We start from the raw sequence: 17,336 nt of genomic DNA on the forward strand, positions 1-17,336 counted from the left end.
CAAATAACGCAAGCGCTTTCAAAAAACATTTTGCAAACTTAATTGCCTACTTTTATTTGCCAATCCGTCCTTAAAGCCATCAGCGCTGTCTAAGTACGTAGGCTATTTTTACAATAAATAGTTTCATAATTGCCTTCCTTACCCTTTACCAAACGTTCGATCAATAGTCGTCCCGCCGTTTTTCCAATCGTGGCGACCGGTTGTTCAATCGAGCTAATTGATGGGTAAAAAATATCGTTAACAAAAAAGTGGTCAAACACTAGCATTTCAACGTGTCTTTTTGAAAAATTTTGTCTTAAGGCCTTTAACGCACCTAATGACATATAATAATTGATCACGAAAAGCGCCTCAATTTCCGGGTGCTTAGTAAGTAAGCGGGTTGTCCCCTCCACTCCTGATTGAATGGTATAGTTTCCTTGCCAAATATACTGCTGATTAATGGGTAAGTCGTGTTCTCTTAGAGCATCTTCATAACCGCCCTGGCGTTCTCGGGAAATGTAATTCCGAGGCTGCCCTGAGATAATGCCAATTTTTTGGTAACCGCGGTTAATTAAATCCACCACGCCTTCCCGCGATGACTCATAATTATTAACTAAAACCACGTCGGATTGAATCCCATGAATCGGTGCGTCAATTGCTACAATCGGTACGGCTTGCTCCACCACTTTTTCCAACATGGGAGAACTTTCGTCTTGGTGAAAGACCACAATTGCGTCAATCGAGCGGTTTAACAGGAACTCGATCTTTTCTTCAAAACGTTGTTTATCTTCTCGGCAATCACAGATAATAATGCTATAGCCATAATTTTCTACGTAATTTTCAATTTCGGATACAATCGACATTGAAAAAAAGTCGGTTAAACTATTTACTACGATCCCGATCGACATACTTTTGTTCTTCTTTAACCCACTTGCAATAATATTTTGATGATAATCGAGTTCATCCATGGCTTTTTTGATTCGACTAGCAGTCTTGGGCTTTAATCTTTTACCATTCAAATAATTTGAAACTGAACCCAATGAGACTCCTGCCCGTAACGCCACATCTTTAACCGTCGCCATTTCAATCCTCCTAAATCATCTCGTACTGTGATGTTTTTAAGTTGATTGTATCAAACTACCACCCGCTTTGAGATAGATTTGTTGAATTGTCTTTTAGAACTTTGTTAGTTTTCAACAGCTTCGCTTCAATTTACTAATCACCAACCCGCATAAAATTTCACCCGCTAAATTTTTATAACTAACATTTTATTTAATAATTTCTGTTATGATGAAGGGGTTAAATCCGAATTAGAGGTCAAAGATATGGGGTATATGTATTTATCATTTGCCATCGTTGGTGAATTAATTGGAGATAATTTATTAAAGGCGTCGGCCGGTTTTACGCGTCCCGTTTACGGCATTTCTGCGTTGCTTTCGTATGGAATTTGCTTTTACTTTTTCTCGCTTTCGCTAAAAACGATTAACCTAAACATTGCGTATGCAGTGTGGGCAGGTATTGGCATTTTGCTAACTGCCGTGATTGCCTTCCTTTTTTGGAAGGAACCGATCAACCTAGGCAATATTTTAGGAATCTTCTTCATCATTGTGGGGGTCGTGATTCTTAGTTTTTACGGTGAAAATTAAGATTAAATAGAAAGACTCGCTTAATTTACTAGCTTCAAAGGGCGACAGGTTCCGCTTAATTCAAAGAGGGTGTGACCAAAGTCGGATAGTTTGCGAGCAATTGACCATGATGCCTGAATTTGGCATGATGGTCAATTTTTGGTTAAGTGGAACCAACTGACTTTTGGCTTTATTGAAGGCAAAACACCAAAACGACTTTTTAAGAATCTTTTCATCCATGAAAAGCATTTCTTTAGTTTTTTTCAGCCTCTTTTTTGATTTGCCACTTTAATCCTTACTAAATTGGTAAAATTCGTCCGCCACTTAAATTATGGCTGACCATGTTAAACTAGAAGTGGTAATTAACGAAGGAAATTATCCAAAGTTAAAATTATTGCCGGCCGATTAAAGCAAAGTGCCGGCACCATCTAAAAATAGGGAGTGTACTACATATGCTTAAGGAGTTTAAAGAATTTGTTTCACGTGGAAACGTCCTTGATTTAGCCGTTGGGGTTATCATCGGTGGTGCTTTTACTTCAATCGTCAAAGCGTTGGTCAACTATTTAATTAACCCATTAATTGGCCTATTCGTCGGAGGAATTGATTTTTCAGACTGGTCATTCAAGGTGGCCGGCGCTACCTTTAAATTTGGGAGCTTCATCAACGCCGTCATTAACTTTTTAATTATCGCCTTTGTAGTCTTTATTATCGTAAAAACCGTTAATAAATTTGTACCTACGAAAGCTGAAGAGGAAGAAAATACTGATGAAGTTGATAATAGCGAAATTTATTTAAAAGAAATCCGTGATGCGTTGGTCAAGGACCCCGGCTTACTTGAACAAGTTCGTGAACAGTCTAATACCAGTGAAAAGTAGTCGATTGCTAACTTAATTTAACCTTCAAAACGAGACTCTGGAAATTACAGGGTCTCGTTTTATATTACCGTCAATTCAGGAATGCTGAACTTAAATTTAAGTTCATTTAACTAACTGAAAGCGACCTTAAAAGAGGTCGAAAAATGAAGAACCTCAGTCGGGTTTTTGGGATATACCAAAAACCACACTTTTCCCTCCACGTAAAAGAGCTTAAATTTATTTTTTACCAAATAAGCGATATTACTTGAATGTAAGCGCATTCTTTTGCACAATAGAACCATAACGAAAAAGGAGCTGATTTTTTTATGGCATACCAATCTGTAAATCCATATACTGGAAAATTAATTCAAACATATCCAAGCACCACTGATCAAGAGGTCGAAGTTGCTTTAAAAAATGCCGATGAATTTTACCAACTTGCCAAAACTCAACCTATCGAAAAACGAGCTGAGAAACTACAATTAATTGCGGACACCTTCCGGGAAAATCTCGATGACTACGCCCGTTTAATCACTACCAACATGGGAATGCTTTTCACCGAAGCACAAGCAGAGGTTAAAAAAACTATTGAGTTTGCGGAATACTACGCCCAAAACGCCGCTAAACTATTGGAAGATATCCCCTACAATGACGTTCCGGGCGTTCGCGCTCACGTTAAATACCAATCCATTGGGGCAATTTTATTAGTTGAGCCTTGGAACTTCCCGTACACCCAAATCATGCGCGTATTTGCTCCTAATTTCATGGTGGGAAACCCCGTTTTATTGAAGGATCCTAGCATAATTCCGGATTGTTCCGATGCCTTTGCCACGGTTACCCAAAAAGCCGGTATCCCTACCGGAGCTTTCAAAAACTTATTGATCAACTATGACCAAGTCAACACCATCATTGCTGATCCACGTGTTCAAGGAGTCGCTTTAACTGGTTCGGAAGGCGCCGGAAAGAAGATTGCGGCCGAAGCTGGCGCGAACCTAAAGAAATCAACCATGGAGCTAGGCGGAACCGACGTGTTCATCGTTACGGAAGATGCCGATCTTGACCAGGCAATTAAAGTTGGCGCGAAAGCCCGGTTAACTAACGCTGGACAAGTCTGCACTTCCGCTAAACGATTCATTATCAATTCAAAAGTTTACGACCAGTTCTTAGACGGACTAATCGCAGAGTTTGCTAAACGAAAAATTGGTGATCCCCAAGATCCGAAAACGACTCTTGCGCCACTTTCTTCCAAGTCTGCCCAAGAAAAACTACAAAAACAAGTTGATATGGCCATCGCCGGCGGTGCTGAATTGCTTTGGGGCGACAATACGCCGTTTGAAGGGCCTGGCGCTAGTTTCCACCCGTTGATTCTTAGTGGCATGCAACCCGACAATCCGATGTATGATCAAGAGCTCTTTGGTCCAGTTGCACAAGTTTATAAAGTCGACAGTGACGAAGAAGCAATTGAGCTCGCAAACGCCTCACAACACGGACTAGGCGGTACCGTCTTTGCTGGCGATTTAGACCGTGCTGAAAAGCTCGCTTCCCAAATCGAAACTGGTCAAGTCGCCATTAACCAAATGCTAACTTCACACGCAAGCCTTCCGTTTGGGGGCGTAAAACTTTCAGGCTACGGACGGGAATTAAGTGACCTGGGAATTCGCGAATTTGTTAACGCTAAGACGATTATTGATGGATAAAAATCGTTAAATCGTTTATTATTAAAATGTAAGCGGATTCATCAGTTCGTTTAAAATTGTCGGAGTTAGTGAGGAATGACGTATGTTAAAAGAATTAGTTATTAATGCTGGTAGTTCAACTTTGAAATGGAAATTATTCTCCATGCCTGATGAGCAAATCTTAGCGAGCGGATTGGTTGATCGAATTGATTTGCCTGCCTCCGTTTTTACTGCTCAACAACCCGGGCAAGAAAAGTACCGCATTACCCAAGATAATATTACCTACGATTTAGCAGCTACCATGGTGCTTTCGTACCTAAAAGATCAAGGGGCCGTGGAACATCTTCACGAAATTAGCGGAATTGGTCATCGCGTTGTCGCTGGGGGTGAGTATTTTAAAGATTCTGTCTTAGTAGACAATGAAGTTTTGGCTCAGATTAAGGAACTCTCCCAGTACGCCCCGCTGCACAACCCCATTGAGGCGCGCTATATTGAGATTTTCATGCAGCTATTGCCTAAAGCGCGACAAGTAGCCGTTTTCGACACTTCATTGTACGCAGAAATGCCAAAAGTAAACTACCTTTACCCCATTCCTTACGAGTATTACACCGAGTACGGTGTGCGGAAATATGGTGCGCACGGAACTAGCCACCGTTACGTTGCCCAACGGGCTGCCGAAATGCTCGGTCGGCCGTTAGAAGACCTAAAATTAATCACCTGCCATTTGGGATCCGGTTCGTCAATCACCGCCTTCGACCAGGGTCAGGTTATCGACACTTCGATGGGCTTCACTCCGCTAGGCGGGGTAATGATGGCGACTCGAGCAGGCGATTTGGATGCTTCCCTCGTGGCTTTCCTAGCTGAGAAATTAGAAATTAGCGTAGAAGAAGTCGTTGACATTCTCAACCAAAAATCAGGTTTATTAGGCATCTCCCAGCTTTCTCCCGACCAACGGGATCTGGAAGAAGCTGCACCTACCAACCCCCAAGCGCAACTGGCTTTAGATATGTTCATTAATCGAGTTGTCCGTTTTATCGGAAGCTACGTTGCAGAACTTGGCGGTTTAGACGCAATTGTCTTCACCGCAGGCTGCGGAGAGAATGCGATTGAAGTACGCCAAAAAATTGCTGACCAACTTAGTTACTTTGGTTTGGCAGTCGACGCCTCCCGCAATGACGTCCGAGGCAAAGAACGGAAAATCAGCCCTGACAATGCCGCGGTAGACGTGTTAGTCGTTCCTACTAACGAAGAATTAATGATTGTACGAGACGTTCAACGTTTGGCAAATTAATCTCCCTAAAGTGTGCCGGCAGAAGCGCTGGATTGGTTTTTGTTACTTCATTTATTAAAATTTAAGCCTAAAGAATCGGAAAAACTAAAAAAATTCTTTTCCCCAAAGAAACTTTTTTGGAAAAATAATTTTGGCTTTAATAGCGTCAAGACGTGCGCCAAAAGTTAGTTTATTCCGTTCAATCCCAAATCGATCATTATGCCCAATTCAGGCATAGTGGTCGATTTTTAGTTACGCCGTAAACTTGTTCCACGCTCTTTTGGTTTTGTCTAATTAACATTCCTTTGATATTTCCTATTGACTTTAAATAGAGATAACTGTGATCTAACCCCGCCCAATTAGCTCAAATTACCGCGGTACAGATGGTTTTAGTTAGTTCATTAGGAACTTTGATAGGCTATTTTTTGGCCCTTCCCTTAGCTCAAGAAATGTACCACCTCATTCAAAACGAAGCGGGAAAAACTTACATTCCTTCCGTTGTAATCAATTACCAGTTAAATTCGTTCTGCGCAGTTTGGGGACTCACCTCAATCATCACCTACGTTTCAAGCTTTCTTTATAGTTACCGCACTTTAATGAAAATGAAAAATACCAAGCAACACCGCTTTTTGAAAATTCTGAAAACTGTTTTTTCGGCATCGTGGTTGTGCTAACCATCTCAGGGATCCTTTGGGAGTACTACCAAATCTACTTTGCTACCAACGATATTAAACCTACCGATACTTTTCAGCTACTGTTGTTCCTTACCGCCACTTTGGTTTGGCTAGTTGGCAATCACTTAATCAAGCTCAGTCTCCGTTTAATTTACTATGGAGTGCGTAAACTAGGTACGCGGACGCTAAATACCGCGTTTTATCGAGTTAACCGCCATTCCTCACGATTAACTACCCTAATTGAACCTTTTTTAATCGCATTGCTGCTTCTTTCAGGGATTCTTCATCTAGTTTTGGAATTGCTTAACATGCAACGCGTCCGGAGCCTTACTGGGGTGTTCCTCGTGTTACTGATTTATCTGGGCCCCACCTTAATTATCGTCGCCGGCAATATGATTTCCTTAACCATTATGGAAAGAAACATTGCAAATCAAGATTTCACGCAATTGAGAATTTTAGGTTACTCTCCCGGTGATATTTTATTGGAACAAATTCAAGAAGGAGCTCTGTATAGCTTGACGGTTGGCTTTTTGATGGCAATTTTTAACTTGCTATTCTTTGCCGCCATCCGTTTTGTGAAAAACCGGGTGTTTGACGTTGCCTATTTTTCCCTTGATTGGGTTTCCGTTTTATACTGGCCAATCTTAGCTAGTACGGCATGTTTCATCCTGGTCTTCTTACTTGGTAGTGTCCGAGTAAAAGCTGCTTGATCCTAAGCTAAGAAGTGCTAAAAGTTAGTACTTAGCACGCTTAATAAAAAGGAAACGGGACAAAATCCGGAAAATTTGTAAGCATTAACTAAAAATCGACCATTATGCTAATTATTGGCATAATAGTCGATTTGGGGTTTAAGGGGGACAAATTGACCTTTGGCGCACGTTTTGAACCTACTTAAATTCAACACCACGAAACCTTTTAGAGTCCTTGACGCCATTGCATTATTAATTCTGGTTGTTGCGCTGCTTCATCAATTTGCCGCTTAATAGTTTGAAAATTATGACTCAAATAGAATCGAATTGCCGCCGGATTTTGATCATATACTGCCAAACTAAGTTCAGAGTAATCGTGTTGGAGCTGCGTCACTAACCGGCCGCCAATTCCTTGTCCTTGCACATCAGCAGACACAAAAATCCCCGCCAGATAGTTTTCTTGTAGCCCCGCAAAGCCACGAATGCAGCGCTCGTCCTCAGCAACGTAAACCGTTGCCTGTCGCATTGCCGCCTCCACTGCCCCTTGATTTTGCTTCCAGTATTGGGGATCCACAAAATGGTGCGCAGATAAATTTCCGTCCAACCAAATTGCCATAATTTGGTTCAATTGAACTTCAGTAATGTTTTTTAACCGATGAATTTTAATTTAGATCGACCTTCTTTCAGAAAATTTAAAAGTAATTAAGGAATGCTAAATAATTCAGCCTTTTGCTCGTATTTGTTAACTGAAGGTGCTATTTTTAGAGTCGAAGGAGTTGATTTAGATGACATTTGCAATTTCGCGCTTTTTTTGGGTCGCGGCCACCATTTTTAACGTAATTTTAGGCGCTATTGGCGCGGTGTTGCCAATCATGCCCGGCACTCCATTTTTCATTTTAGCATTCTTTTGCTTAAAAAAAGCCTCTCCCGAGCTGCATCAACGAATCGTACATACTAAACTAATGGTATGGTTAGAAACTAAGTTTCCGCTTTTAGAGCACTGGTTGCACTAAATAGCCGATTTGGTCAGCTTAAATTAACTTAAATTGAACTTCAGAATTTGTTTAAATGACTTGATTTAATTTAAAAAGCCGCTTCTAGGAATAGTACTAGGAGCGGTTCTTTTTTCAAAATTACCACGGTTGGCGGAGCCATCCAACGCCACCACCATCAATCCATGGGCGTTAAATATAATCAGTTCTTCTACCCTGGCGACGACGAACGTGAACAAAAAATTGTTTATGCAATCTTACGTTCGGTAACTTCCTGGTTCATCGCCAGCTGCTTTATTTTATTCCTTTCCCTACTGTTCATTCCGCTTTTCACTCTCAGTGCTAAAACCACCATCGCCTTTATTGGTACGGGACTCGCCGTAATTTTTTTAACGGCGAATGCAATCTACTACTTTTTATGGTTTAAATACGACCCGCAATAAGTAAATTAAGCACTGATAACAAAAGCCGGATAATTTATGGGCACCAATTAAAAAACGACTATTATGCCAAATTCAGGCTTAATAGTCGTTTTTGAATTAAGTAAAATAAACTGCCTTTTGGGCGCGCGTTTTGGTCCCCTTAAAGACAACGTACCAAGGATTTTTTCTCTGCCTCTTAATTTATTATTTACTTATGGTACGGGCTCCCCGATTGAATCATGAAGGCTCGGTAAATTTGTTCCGTCAGCACCAACCGCATCAGCTGGTGTGGCAGGGTGAAACGTCCAAATGAAATTGCCGTGTCAGCTCGTTTCATTACTGCTGGGCTTAAACCCAGCGAACCGCCAATAACGAAGGTGATGTCTGAATGTCCATACGTGGTTAATTTCGCGATCTCTTCGGCCAGCTCTTCTGAAGAACGCTCCTTACCCTTACTCTCTAGGGTAAAGACGTATTCACGGTCCTTAATCTTAGCTAAAATGCGTTTGCCTTCCTTTTCCTTAACCATTTCCATCTGGGCGTCACTTAAACTTTCGGGCGCTTTTTCATCCGGGACTTCAATAATTTGAAATTTGCAGAATTTAGAAAGTCGTTTGGCGTATTCTGCAACCCCCTGTTTCAGATATTTCTCCTTTAACTTTCCCACACCAATAATTTTGATATTCACCGTTTATCCACATCCAATCCTCAAGTTATCCACAAAGTTTTCCACAGGCGTTTTGAAATACTCACAATATATTGGGCCGAATTTATGTTCGCCACCACATTTATTTCTTTGGATTTGTCAACAGTATTTTTACTTATCCACAGTTTTCCACCTTCATTTTTAAAATTTTGTTACCGCTACAAACGTTGTCATAGCGGCGTTTTTCACCTTAAAATTCACTTTTTAATTTTTTTATCCACATTTTCCACCGCAACCTGTGGAAAACTTTTCTACAAGTCCGAAGGTCGGTTTAATCAGTTTTGTGCACAACTTTATTTCCTCTTCCAAAGTTATGAACAAAGTTATCCACAGTTTTCCACACGGAACTACAACTGTACTTCAATTGTCCTTCCGCCTAAATCGTTATCATTAATTTTTGAACTAACTTTGAATTCACCAAAACTAATTTACGTTCTTGCCCACCTTTTACTGCCGTATAGAAAACTGGGTTCCGCCACCAAATATTTTTGGCAGAATCCAGTTTGCAAGCTAACTACTTATTGAATTTCTACTAGCTTCCCAATTGACAATAAATACAGGTACTTTTCGTTAACTGGTTTACCCAGAATATTACTTAACGCTTGCGCATATAGGTTAACCTGACCCTGGTACCGATCAATCACTTTTTGAATCCCTTGCTGCGGGCTGCCTGGGAGTACAAAGTCAGTTTTGTAATCCAGCAGAATTACTCGGCCATCTAATTCGAAGTACGCATCGATAATTCCGTGAATTAAAACGTCCTGATTGCCAACTACATTAGGAAATAGCCCTTTTGCTGGCAACAGCAATGAGAACGCCTCTTCACGGTGCACTTGTTCGGGATGTGCCAACATTAATTGTCCTAGTTCACTTTCAAAGAAGTCTAAGATGCTGTTGATTCGTATTCGCTTCGCTACGGCTTCTTCTAACACCCGATTCATCACTAACTCACGAATTTTATCCTTGATTACTGCCTCAGTAACCGGTTCTCGCAAATCAAGCTGCTGCAAAATCAAGTGGGTCGCCGTTCCGATCTCAGTTGGTTTAGGTTGGCTAACTTCGCTCATAAAGCGGGGCGTCATCAGTTGATCGGTGACAAACCGTTTCTGCGGACGAATTTTTTGGTCACGGTCGACCGCACTAAAGTCCATCTCTAATTTGTCCGGATCATCAAAAACCCGTTTAATTTCCGATACAGACTGATAAGCCGTCGTTTGGGTTGCTTCAATATCATGATATTTGAAGTTCAGAATCGCCCGAATTTGGTCTGCATCATTAATGTCGCTATTCACGTCCACTTTTTCTAACGTTGGTGGTGGTCCTTGCTCAATTCCCGTGTCAGAACGCTGCCCAGCCAGTAAATCAGCGCGGTTAACGACCTTCAATTTAACTTCAACTCCAGCGGCAGATTCCAAATTTCTTGAACTAACTTCGGGATAGTCTTCCGTAACGGATGGTACTCGCATAATCGCCATTCCAATCCAATCGAGAAAGTTTTTCGCCTTTCCTCGCTCAGCTTCTGGCAACAGCAGCTCACCCGTGTCAGCTGCCTGGGCCCACTTTTCTAGCGTTGGGGTAGCAGCCTTTAGCGCTCCGGTAATGATTAACTTTTGTTGTGCACGAGTTAGCGCAACGTAGAGCACCCGGAGCTCTTCGGCGAGCATTTTACGTTGCCGTACGTCAATAATCCAGTTTTTCTGCATTGTGTCGACTTCTAAGCGGTGCACAAAGTCCTTCACGGTAATTCCCATCCCCGCATCACGGTCTAACACGTAGCGGCCCTTAGTGTCGCTATTATTAAACCCGTGATCCGCATCGATCAGGAACACGATTGGAAACTCTAATCCCTTACTACTATGGATGGTCATTAATTTTACGGCTTCCGTATCGGTAACTACCGGATTTTCTGCCAAATCTTTATTCTTTTCGCGCATTTTTTCTACAAAACGCACGAATTGAAATAACCCTTTAAAACTGGACTCTTCATAGCTTTGGGCCCGGTCATATAAAGCATGGAGGTTATTTTGTCGTTGCGGTCCATCCGGCATTCCGCCGACGTAATCCAAATACCCGGTCTCTTGGTAAATCTCCCAAAGTAAATCTACCAGCGTGCATTGTTGGGAAAGCTTCCGAAAATGCTGTAATTGGGCTAAGAACTGGTCAATTTTACGTTTTAAGTTGGCTTGAAATTCATTTTGGTAATCAATTTTAAACTCATTTTGGAAATACAATACCGACTCAAAATAATGCCCGTTCTTCTTAGAAATTCGCAAAAAGGCCAGCTCGTTTTCATCAAGGCCAACAATTGGCGAACGTAAAACGGCAGCTAATGGGATGTCCTGGTACGGATTATCAATAATCTTCAAGAGGGCCATCATGATCGAAACTTCGGTCGTTTGGAAATAGTCTTGGGCATTGCTAACTTCAATTGGGATTCCGTACTTTTTGAAGGTGTCCACGATGTTAAGATTGTTATTCCCCGTCGAATGCAGCAATGCAATATCACTATATTTCAAAGGCCGCATTTCCTGCGTATCCCGATCGAAAACTTCGGTTTGATCCGCAAATAGCCGCTTAATACGTTGCGCAATCATTTGCAACTGTCCGTCGTTTTTATCGGTGATTATCGCTCCAGGTTCTTGGTCAGCCGTATTTTCGTTTTGCTGATCGTCAAATAATAGAACTTCCGTGTCATTCTGAACTTCAGCGGGGTAATATTTCGCACCGAACTTCAGCTGTGCATCCGCGTCGTAGGCAATTTCTCCCACCGCCTGGTCCATGATTTGGTTAAAAATCAAGTTGGTAAAATCATCAACGTTTTGCATGGAACGGAAATTTTCCGCCAGAATAATCCGTTCGTCTGGTTGCCCAGATTGTTTAAATCGCCGGCTTTTACTAATGAATAAGCTGGGGTCTGCCATTCGGAAGGCGTAAATTGACTGTTTAACGTCCCCCACCATGAACATGTTTCCAGGATCTTCACGAGCCACCGCCGTCAAAATGGTCTCCTGAAGCGGGTTAATATCTTGGTATTCATCGACAATTACTTCGTTAAATTTCTCCTGGAAATTCCGCCGAACTGCCTGACCCTCTTCGGACTGGTTCTGCAAAATTTGTAACGCAAAGTGCTCTAGGTCACTAAAATCCAGGGAACGCCGCGTTAGCTTTTCTTGTAAAAAGCGGTCGGAAAATTGCTGCTGAACTTCAATTAACTTCAGCATTAACTCCCGCGCGTCCTTAAAAATGGCGATTAACTGGTCATTTTTTAGTTTAAAGTACCGCTCCACTAATCCGTTAAATTCAGCTTTAAATTCGTTGCGTAACGGCTTAGCTTCTAAATTAAACTCTTGAACTTCAGGCTTTTTCCCACGCGGTAACTGGGCAAACTTAAAGTTAACCATTGCCTGTTGCAAGGCATCCCAGTTAGGCTGATCAAACTGATCAATCACGGTTTTTAAACCGGCTACTTCCGTTTGGAAATTAGCGGCCGCTTTTTGCAAAGGCTCGCCGCCGTTAATTGCACGTTCGGTAAGGTTAAGGTCCGTTTGATAAATTTGAATCAGCTGCGTTTTTATCTTTGCGAGGATTTGTTTCACAAAATCCATTTCCATTACCTGATCAGTTTGTACTTCATAATTATTGGCAATCTTAGTTAGCCACGCTTCAGGATCCGGGTTGGCGTTTGCAAATTCGAACAAGTCCAACATTAATTCCTGTAAACCAGCATCCGAACGGTCGTTAGAAAAATTACGCGTTAAACGGGCAAATTGACCATCCTCATCACTTTCGTACAGTTCCTCCCGTAAGTCGGCCCACACCTGTTCCTTCAATAACTCGCTTTCCGTAGGATCCATGATGCGAAAGGCTGGATCTAGGTCAATTACGTAGTAGTAGTTGCGGATCACTGCCATACAGAAAGCGTGCAAAGTACTGATATTAGCGTTATTTAATTTGCCGAGCTGTAGCGAAAGGTGGTTTTGTAAGTCAGCATCCTTAACCTCACTAATCTTTTTCATAATTGCCGCTCGGATCCGCTCCTTCATTTCAGCAGCGGCTGCTTCAGTGAAGGTCACGACCAGGAGACGATCCACGTCTTCTCCGTTGATAATCTTTTGAATTACCCGTTCAACTAAAACCGAGGTCTTTCCCGATCCAGCGGAGGCCGAAACTAAAATATTATGCCCCGAACTATCAATTGCTTGTTGTTGACTAGGCGTGTAAGTTCTAGTTGCCATTCTTCTTGCGTTCCTCCTCAATCTTCCTTAAGACCGTTTCTTTATCGAGTTTTTCTAAGACTCGGTAATTATTTTCCGGTAGCATTGCGTCAAATTGCATAATTTCTTTATATGGTGAATATTCCAGCGCGGTCGTCCGGTCTGGCCATTGTACCGGGTTCAAATCGACTTCACCACTAAAGATTCGTTTTCCAGCTTCAATGACCTTCTCTTCGGCATGTTTAATCAAATCCTGAAGTTCAGTTTCACTGACGACGTTGTTTAAGCTAGCCTTGGTTAGGCTACCGCTCTTAGTGAAATCAAACGGGTACACTGCCGATTTACCAGTTTCAGCGACCGTTTTATCAATTTCCTTCAACAGTTCTTCGTTGTTCAACACGAACCCGTTTAAAGAAAACTTTTTGAAGAGTGCCTGTTGCAATTGATCTTCATCTTGCACCTTCAAATCGGTAGCCTTTAACAGCGGATCTTGGAAAATCATGTATAGCGCGCTTGATAGTCGTGCTTGTTCGTGAGGATCAATCCGTTGTCGATTTTGCTGCACAACGTCTAAATATAACAACATCTGCATTGCCAGCCCGTAATAAGCATCGGCAAAGTCGAACTTACGCGTGCTCGACTTGTAATCGACCACTCCTAAATATGGTTGACCTTCAATATTAATTTTGTCGATGCGGTCGATTTTACCGCGGACGTTAACTTCCTGTTTTCCATTAACTTTGAAGTTCAGCGCAGGTAAGCCTTCCTTCAAGCCAATTTGGCCAAACATTTGCTCTGAAGCAATTGGCCGCATTCTGGTCTGAGCTAATTGTTTAAAAATCGCCGTAACCATCGTTTCCACCGTACGATCTAACTGATTTCTCAAGTATCCCATTCGGTAGGTGCTATTAAATTGATCAAACTGCGAGTCTTGGCGCATGTTTTCTAAAACTCGTTTGGTAACCTGTTTTATCTGTGTTTGATTAACTTCATTGAAGTTCAGATCCGCTTGAGTAATTACTTTTACTAGGTTATCCATCGCAGCGTGGAAGTACTGCCCGGTATCCGCCGGGCTTAAATCCGCCGTTTCCCGTTCTTGCAGTTTCAAACCGTACTTCAAGAAGTATGAATATTCATTGCGGAAAAATTCCTCGAGTTTCGAAACCGAAGCGTAAATTTTATCACCATATAACTGCGTGACGATGTCCGGTTTTAACTTGCGAGGGACGTTCTTATAACTTAAACTCCCCATCAGTCGTTCGGTTAAATCATGCCAGCGGCCAGCCTCTAAGATGCTGTAAATTAAATTCCACCGTACGTCAGCCGGTTGCTTACTTTCCTTCATGGAACGAGCGTACTGAACTAAATGACTTAGCGTACTCCGTTTTGAACCGATAAACGGTTGAATAAGCGGTTGATCCACAGCCGGACGACTAGGCAAACATTGAACTTCAATTTCAAAGTAAGCCTTAATTCGTTCCACGTAAGGCGACAATTTAAAGTCAGTTCCGTCATTGCCCCGTTTTGGATAGGTAAAGATTAACCTTTGAGAACCAATCATAAAGGTTAGGTAGTTTAAATAAGGTTCCTGACGCATTTGTCGCTCGTTACTCATCTTAAGGAATTGGTCATCTGCAAGCTGGTCACTAACTTGCGCTTTACCTTCCTGACTCAAAAAATCATTATCCTGAATTTGTTCCGGCATGGCCCGGTCGGTTGCGCCAATGATGAAGACCACCTTCCGATCCATCATTTGCACCATGCCGCTTTCTGAAATAAGCACCTGATCCAAAGTGGATGGGATTTGAGAGTAGGTCGCATTTTCAAAGCCAGCATTTAATAAACCGATGAAATTGTTGGAATCAAATGGCTGGTCACCTAAAATGTCCACAAATTCATCCAGCATCGTCACAAACGTTTCCCAAGTCTGCTCTGGTTCAGCAGCCTTGGCCAAGTTACCGTCTTCAATCCATTGGTCGCGCCAGGCCAGCAACCGCTGGTCCACGTGGTTACGAATTAAAAACTGGTACAGTGCCTTGGCCGCCTCCGCGCCATTTTCAGCTACCGCCAACTGGTTGAAAAACGGGTTGACCGTTTTAACTACGTAATCCTTAATTTCGTTAATCCGTCGGTTAATTTCACGTTCCTCGTCAGTTTGCTGCTCCATATCAACGTCATTGAAACGTTGGTATTGCCACGGAGCTTTTTGCAGCCACTTACTGCCGTAAATTCCCTGACGCAGCACGTAGTTTTCCGTAATTTGGACGCTTTTGACAAAATCCTTCCCGTCCGGGTCGGCGTCATTTTCAGGACGGAGAAGGCCAGTTTTCAGCAAGCGCATTACGTCTTCGTAACGAAAATGCCGCTTTTGAACGTCGAACAACGCGTTAATCAATTCTAGTAGGGGATGATTTTTCATCGCCACTTGCATATCGTAAAAAATCGGAATATCAAACTGATCGAAAATTGGTTTAATAATTGTGTCATAGTCGCTCAAATGGCGGGTTAACACTGAAAAATCGGAGAAATTTAGCCGGTCATCCTTCGTCATCATTTGTCGAATTGCCGTGGCTACGTGCTCTACTTCGGCATACCGACTGTTAAATTCGAGCACCTCCACACTGTTATTTTGTTCATGCCCATTCTGACCAAGCTGTCCCTGCGTAGATGCAACCCAGTAGCGCTCTAGTTTTCTTAGATCGTCATTTACCCGTTTTTTGGTTACCACTCGTGGAGAAACCACTTGAATCCTGTTTTCACGAGCCCATTCATTTATTCTGAAAAATAATTTTTCATTTTCAAAAAACAAGCTATTTTCTGAAAGTTTTTCATTTAGTGGATTACGCTCCATTACTAAGTCAATTACGACGGTCGCGTTAGCCTTAATCAACGTCTGAATTAAATTAAGCTCTTCCGCAGTAAAATTAGAAAAACCGCTAATCACAAAGCTTTGTGCATGTAAATCCATTTTGGCTAACTGGTCGGTTAATGCACGCAAGATATCACTGCTATCGACAAATTTTTGTTGAATTGCTTCGTCATAAGCCGTATAGATGATATTTAAATCATGCAACTTAGCCATCAAGTCTAACTGGGGATCTTCATTTTCGGCTAGTTGATCAATGATTTGACTTAAATTTTCAGGGCTTACGTTTCCTTGTTTAAATTCTGCCAATTGGCTAGTGATTTCTTGAATTAAACCAAGTTGTGCATCAATGTTATGGAATAATAATAGTTCATCCTGATGCTCCACGATAATTCGGTAGAGTAACATACTGGTACTTGAATTAGTCAAACGGGGATATTGGTAAATGCTACTATTACGTAAGAAAAACCACGCTAACCGGCTAATCGATAAAATTTGAATATCCTTTTGCGCAAAAACCGGGCCCGCTGAATCGCTTTTTTCGCGGAGTTTTTGCAACAATTGAATTTCAGATTGGAACTTAATGTGATTAGGTACCAAATAGTAAATTTTACGTTGCTTTTGTTGTTGCTGAAGTTCAATTATTGTTTCAGCAACCGCATCTAAATGGTCGACACTGGCCGGCCCGTACATAAATTTAAGTGGCATAGTTCCTCCTTAATTGGGATTTGAGATCCCTACGGATTGATTTTGGTATTCTTCTGTTAAAATTACTTGCTTAACGAGCTTGATAACTGCCCGCTCACTAACTACGGCAGTGGGAATCGGTTGTCCTTCCGGAGTAATTTCAGCACCTTGATTTTGAACTTCAGATTTAACTTCAACTGGTCGAATGATGGTGTACGGCAGCTCTGTTTCATCAACTAGCTTAGCCACGTACTTGACCTCCAGCATTAGTTCCTTTACGTCCTGAACTTCAATCCAAGTGGGATCAATTTCGTTATCCATTCCAGCAGTTGCTAAAAAAACAATTTTATTAACTTGTAATTGTTGTTCTTCTAGCCGGTCCACCACCGTTTCAAACTCCTCGTCCATCCCCAAATGAAGCAGGTCTACGTATAATACGTCGTAGCTGCCCATCGCCTCTTGAACTTCAGCGATAGTCACCTTTACTTCTGGCAAAGCATTTAGCTCCGCCGCCACTACATCAGAGACCGGACGATCCATCCCGATTGCTAATATCTTCATTGTATTCTCCTTTAAAACGTCTTTTTACCATTATAGAACGGATTCATTCTTTCTCCAATTTTATCGATTATTGAAGCCTTTGTACGCTCCCCGCGTGATCGTGAGTTGTTGAAATATTTTT

Annotated in this window: 13 protein-coding genes; 7 read left to right on the forward strand and 6 right to left on the reverse strand. The window is 41.9% G+C overall.

Annotated elements, in window-relative coordinates:
• Positions 1-89: 89 nt before the first annotated feature.
• On the reverse strand, positions 90-1,061 hold the full coding sequence (locus tag HMPREF0623_RS06350; RefSeq protein ID WP_004166388.1) for a LacI family DNA-binding transcriptional regulator: 972 nt from the start codon (positions 1,059-1,061) through the stop codon (positions 90-92).
• Positions 1,062-1,304: 243 nt separating this feature from the next.
• On the opposite strand from HMPREF0623_RS06350, the gene HMPREF0623_RS06355 reads away from it, so the two are divergent.
• The 5 genes from HMPREF0623_RS06355 to HMPREF0623_RS06380 all read left to right on the forward strand — a co-directional run bounded on the left by HMPREF0623_RS06355 (position 1,305) and on the right by HMPREF0623_RS06380 (position 6,788).
• Positions 1,305-1,625, forward strand: a complete 321-nt coding sequence (locus HMPREF0623_RS06355) for a DMT family transporter (RefSeq protein WP_002829375.1) — start codon at positions 1,305-1,307, stop codon at positions 1,623-1,625.
• 431 nt (positions 1,626-2,056) lie between these two features.
• A complete protein-coding gene (mscL, locus tag HMPREF0623_RS06360) occupies positions 2,057-2,479 on the forward strand; it encodes a large-conductance mechanosensitive channel protein MscL (RefSeq protein ID WP_004166389.1) in 423 nt (140 codons plus the stop codon).
• A 305-nt stretch (positions 2,480-2,784) separates the two neighbouring features.
• Positions 2,785-4,155, forward strand: coding sequence for an NAD-dependent succinate-semialdehyde dehydrogenase (locus tag HMPREF0623_RS06365; RefSeq protein ID WP_004166390.1), 1,371 nt, complete (start codon positions 2,785-2,787; stop codon positions 4,153-4,155).
• An 82-nt stretch (positions 4,156-4,237) separates the two neighbouring features.
• A complete protein-coding gene (locus tag HMPREF0623_RS06370; RefSeq protein ID WP_004166392.1) occupies positions 4,238-5,425 on the forward strand; it encodes an acetate/propionate family kinase in 1,188 nt (395 codons plus the stop codon).
• 646 nt (positions 5,426-6,071) lie between these two features.
• Positions 6,072-6,788 (forward strand): ABC transporter permease family protein, encoded by a 717-nt coding sequence (locus tag HMPREF0623_RS06380; RefSeq protein WP_002832636.1) that lies wholly within the window; start codon positions 6,072-6,074, stop codon positions 6,786-6,788.
• A 205-nt stretch (positions 6,789-6,993) separates the two neighbouring features.
• Here the strand turns inward: HMPREF0623_RS06380 and HMPREF0623_RS06385 are convergent, their stop codons facing one another.
• A complete protein-coding gene (locus HMPREF0623_RS06385; RefSeq protein ID WP_229056247.1) occupies positions 6,994-7,383 on the reverse strand; it encodes a GNAT family N-acetyltransferase in 390 nt (129 codons plus the stop codon).
• A 169-nt stretch (positions 7,384-7,552) separates the two neighbouring features.
• On the opposite strand from HMPREF0623_RS06385, the gene HMPREF0623_RS06390 reads away from it, so the two are divergent.
• Positions 7,553-7,780: a DUF454 family protein gene (locus tag HMPREF0623_RS06390; RefSeq protein ID WP_002829364.1), complete on the forward strand. Its 228-nt coding sequence runs from the start codon at positions 7,553-7,555 to the stop codon at positions 7,778-7,780.
• A gap of 164 nt (positions 7,781-7,944) precedes the next feature.
• A complete protein-coding gene (locus tag HMPREF0623_RS06395) occupies positions 7,945-8,202 on the forward strand; it encodes a hypothetical protein (RefSeq protein ID WP_004166395.1) in 258 nt (85 codons plus the stop codon).
• A 187-nt stretch (positions 8,203-8,389) separates the two neighbouring features.
• Here the strand turns inward: HMPREF0623_RS06395 and rlmH are convergent, their stop codons facing one another.
• From rlmH to HMPREF0623_RS06415, 4 genes are all read right to left on the reverse strand, one after another.
• On the reverse strand, positions 8,390-8,869 hold the full coding sequence (rlmH, locus tag HMPREF0623_RS06400; protein WP_004166396.1) for a 23S rRNA (pseudouridine(1915)-N(3))-methyltransferase RlmH: 480 nt from the start codon (positions 8,867-8,869) through the stop codon (positions 8,390-8,392).
• Positions 8,870-9,405: 536 nt separating this feature from the next.
• Positions 9,406-13,122 (reverse strand): helicase-exonuclease AddAB subunit AddA, encoded by a 3,717-nt coding sequence (gene addA / locus HMPREF0623_RS06405; protein WP_004166398.1) that lies wholly within the window; start codon positions 13,120-13,122, stop codon positions 9,406-9,408.
• Positions 13,112-16,675 (reverse strand): PD-(D/E)XK nuclease family protein, encoded by a 3,564-nt coding sequence (locus HMPREF0623_RS06410; protein ID WP_004166399.1) that lies wholly within the window; start codon positions 16,673-16,675, stop codon positions 13,112-13,114. Before HMPREF0623_RS06410 ends, addA begins: the two co-directional genes overlap by 11 nt.
• Positions 16,676-16,684: 9 nt before the next feature.
• The gene (locus HMPREF0623_RS06415) at positions 16,685-17,215 is read right to left on the reverse strand and encodes an NAD(P)H-binding protein (protein WP_004166400.1); all 531 of its coding nucleotides are present in this window, start codon (positions 17,213-17,215) and stop codon (positions 16,685-16,687) included.
• Between the last annotated feature and the right edge of the window lie 121 nt (positions 17,216-17,336).

The organism is Pediococcus acidilactici DSM 20284 (assembly GCF_000146325.1).
GTDB classification, from domain to species: Bacteria; Bacillota; Bacilli; order Lactobacillales; family Lactobacillaceae; genus Pediococcus; species Pediococcus acidilactici.

Excerpts from the sequence above, each read along its gene's own strand:
- HMPREF0623_RS06350 (WP_004166388.1), bottom strand. The coding sequence starts at position 1,061 with ATGGCGACGGTTAAAGATGTGGCGTTACGGGCAGGAGTCTCATTGGGT.
- HMPREF0623_RS06395 (WP_004166395.1), top strand. The coding sequence starts at position 7,945 with ATGGGCGTTAAATATAATCAGTTCTTCTACCCTGGCGACGACGAACGT.
- HMPREF0623_RS06390 (WP_002829364.1), top strand. The coding sequence starts at position 7,553 with ATGACATTTGCAATTTCGCGCTTTTTTTGGGTCGCGGCCACCATTTTT.
- HMPREF0623_RS06370 (WP_004166392.1), top strand. The coding sequence starts at position 4,238 with ATGTTAAAAGAATTAGTTATTAATGCTGGTAGTTCAACTTTGAAATGG.
- HMPREF0623_RS06355 (WP_002829375.1), top strand. The coding sequence starts at position 1,305 with ATGGGGTATATGTATTTATCATTTGCCATCGTTGGTGAATTAATTGGA.
- mscL (WP_004166389.1), top strand. The coding sequence starts at position 2,057 with ATGCTTAAGGAGTTTAAAGAATTTGTTTCACGTGGAAACGTCCTTGAT.
- HMPREF0623_RS06385 (WP_229056247.1), bottom strand. The coding sequence starts at position 7,383 with ATGGCAATTTGGTTGGACGGAAATTTATCTGCGCACCATTTTGTGGAT.
- HMPREF0623_RS06365 (WP_004166390.1), top strand. The coding sequence starts at position 2,785 with ATGGCATACCAATCTGTAAATCCATATACTGGAAAATTAATTCAAACA.
- HMPREF0623_RS06415 (WP_004166400.1), bottom strand. The coding sequence starts at position 17,215 with ATGAAGATATTAGCAATCGGGATGGATCGTCCGGTCTCTGATGTAGTG.
- HMPREF0623_RS06410 (WP_004166399.1), bottom strand. The coding sequence starts at position 16,675 with ATGCCACTTAAATTTATGTACGGGCCGGCCAGTGTCGACCATTTAGAT.
- addA (WP_004166398.1), bottom strand. The coding sequence starts at position 13,122 with ATGGCAACTAGAACTTACACGCCTAGTCAACAACAAGCAATTGATAGT.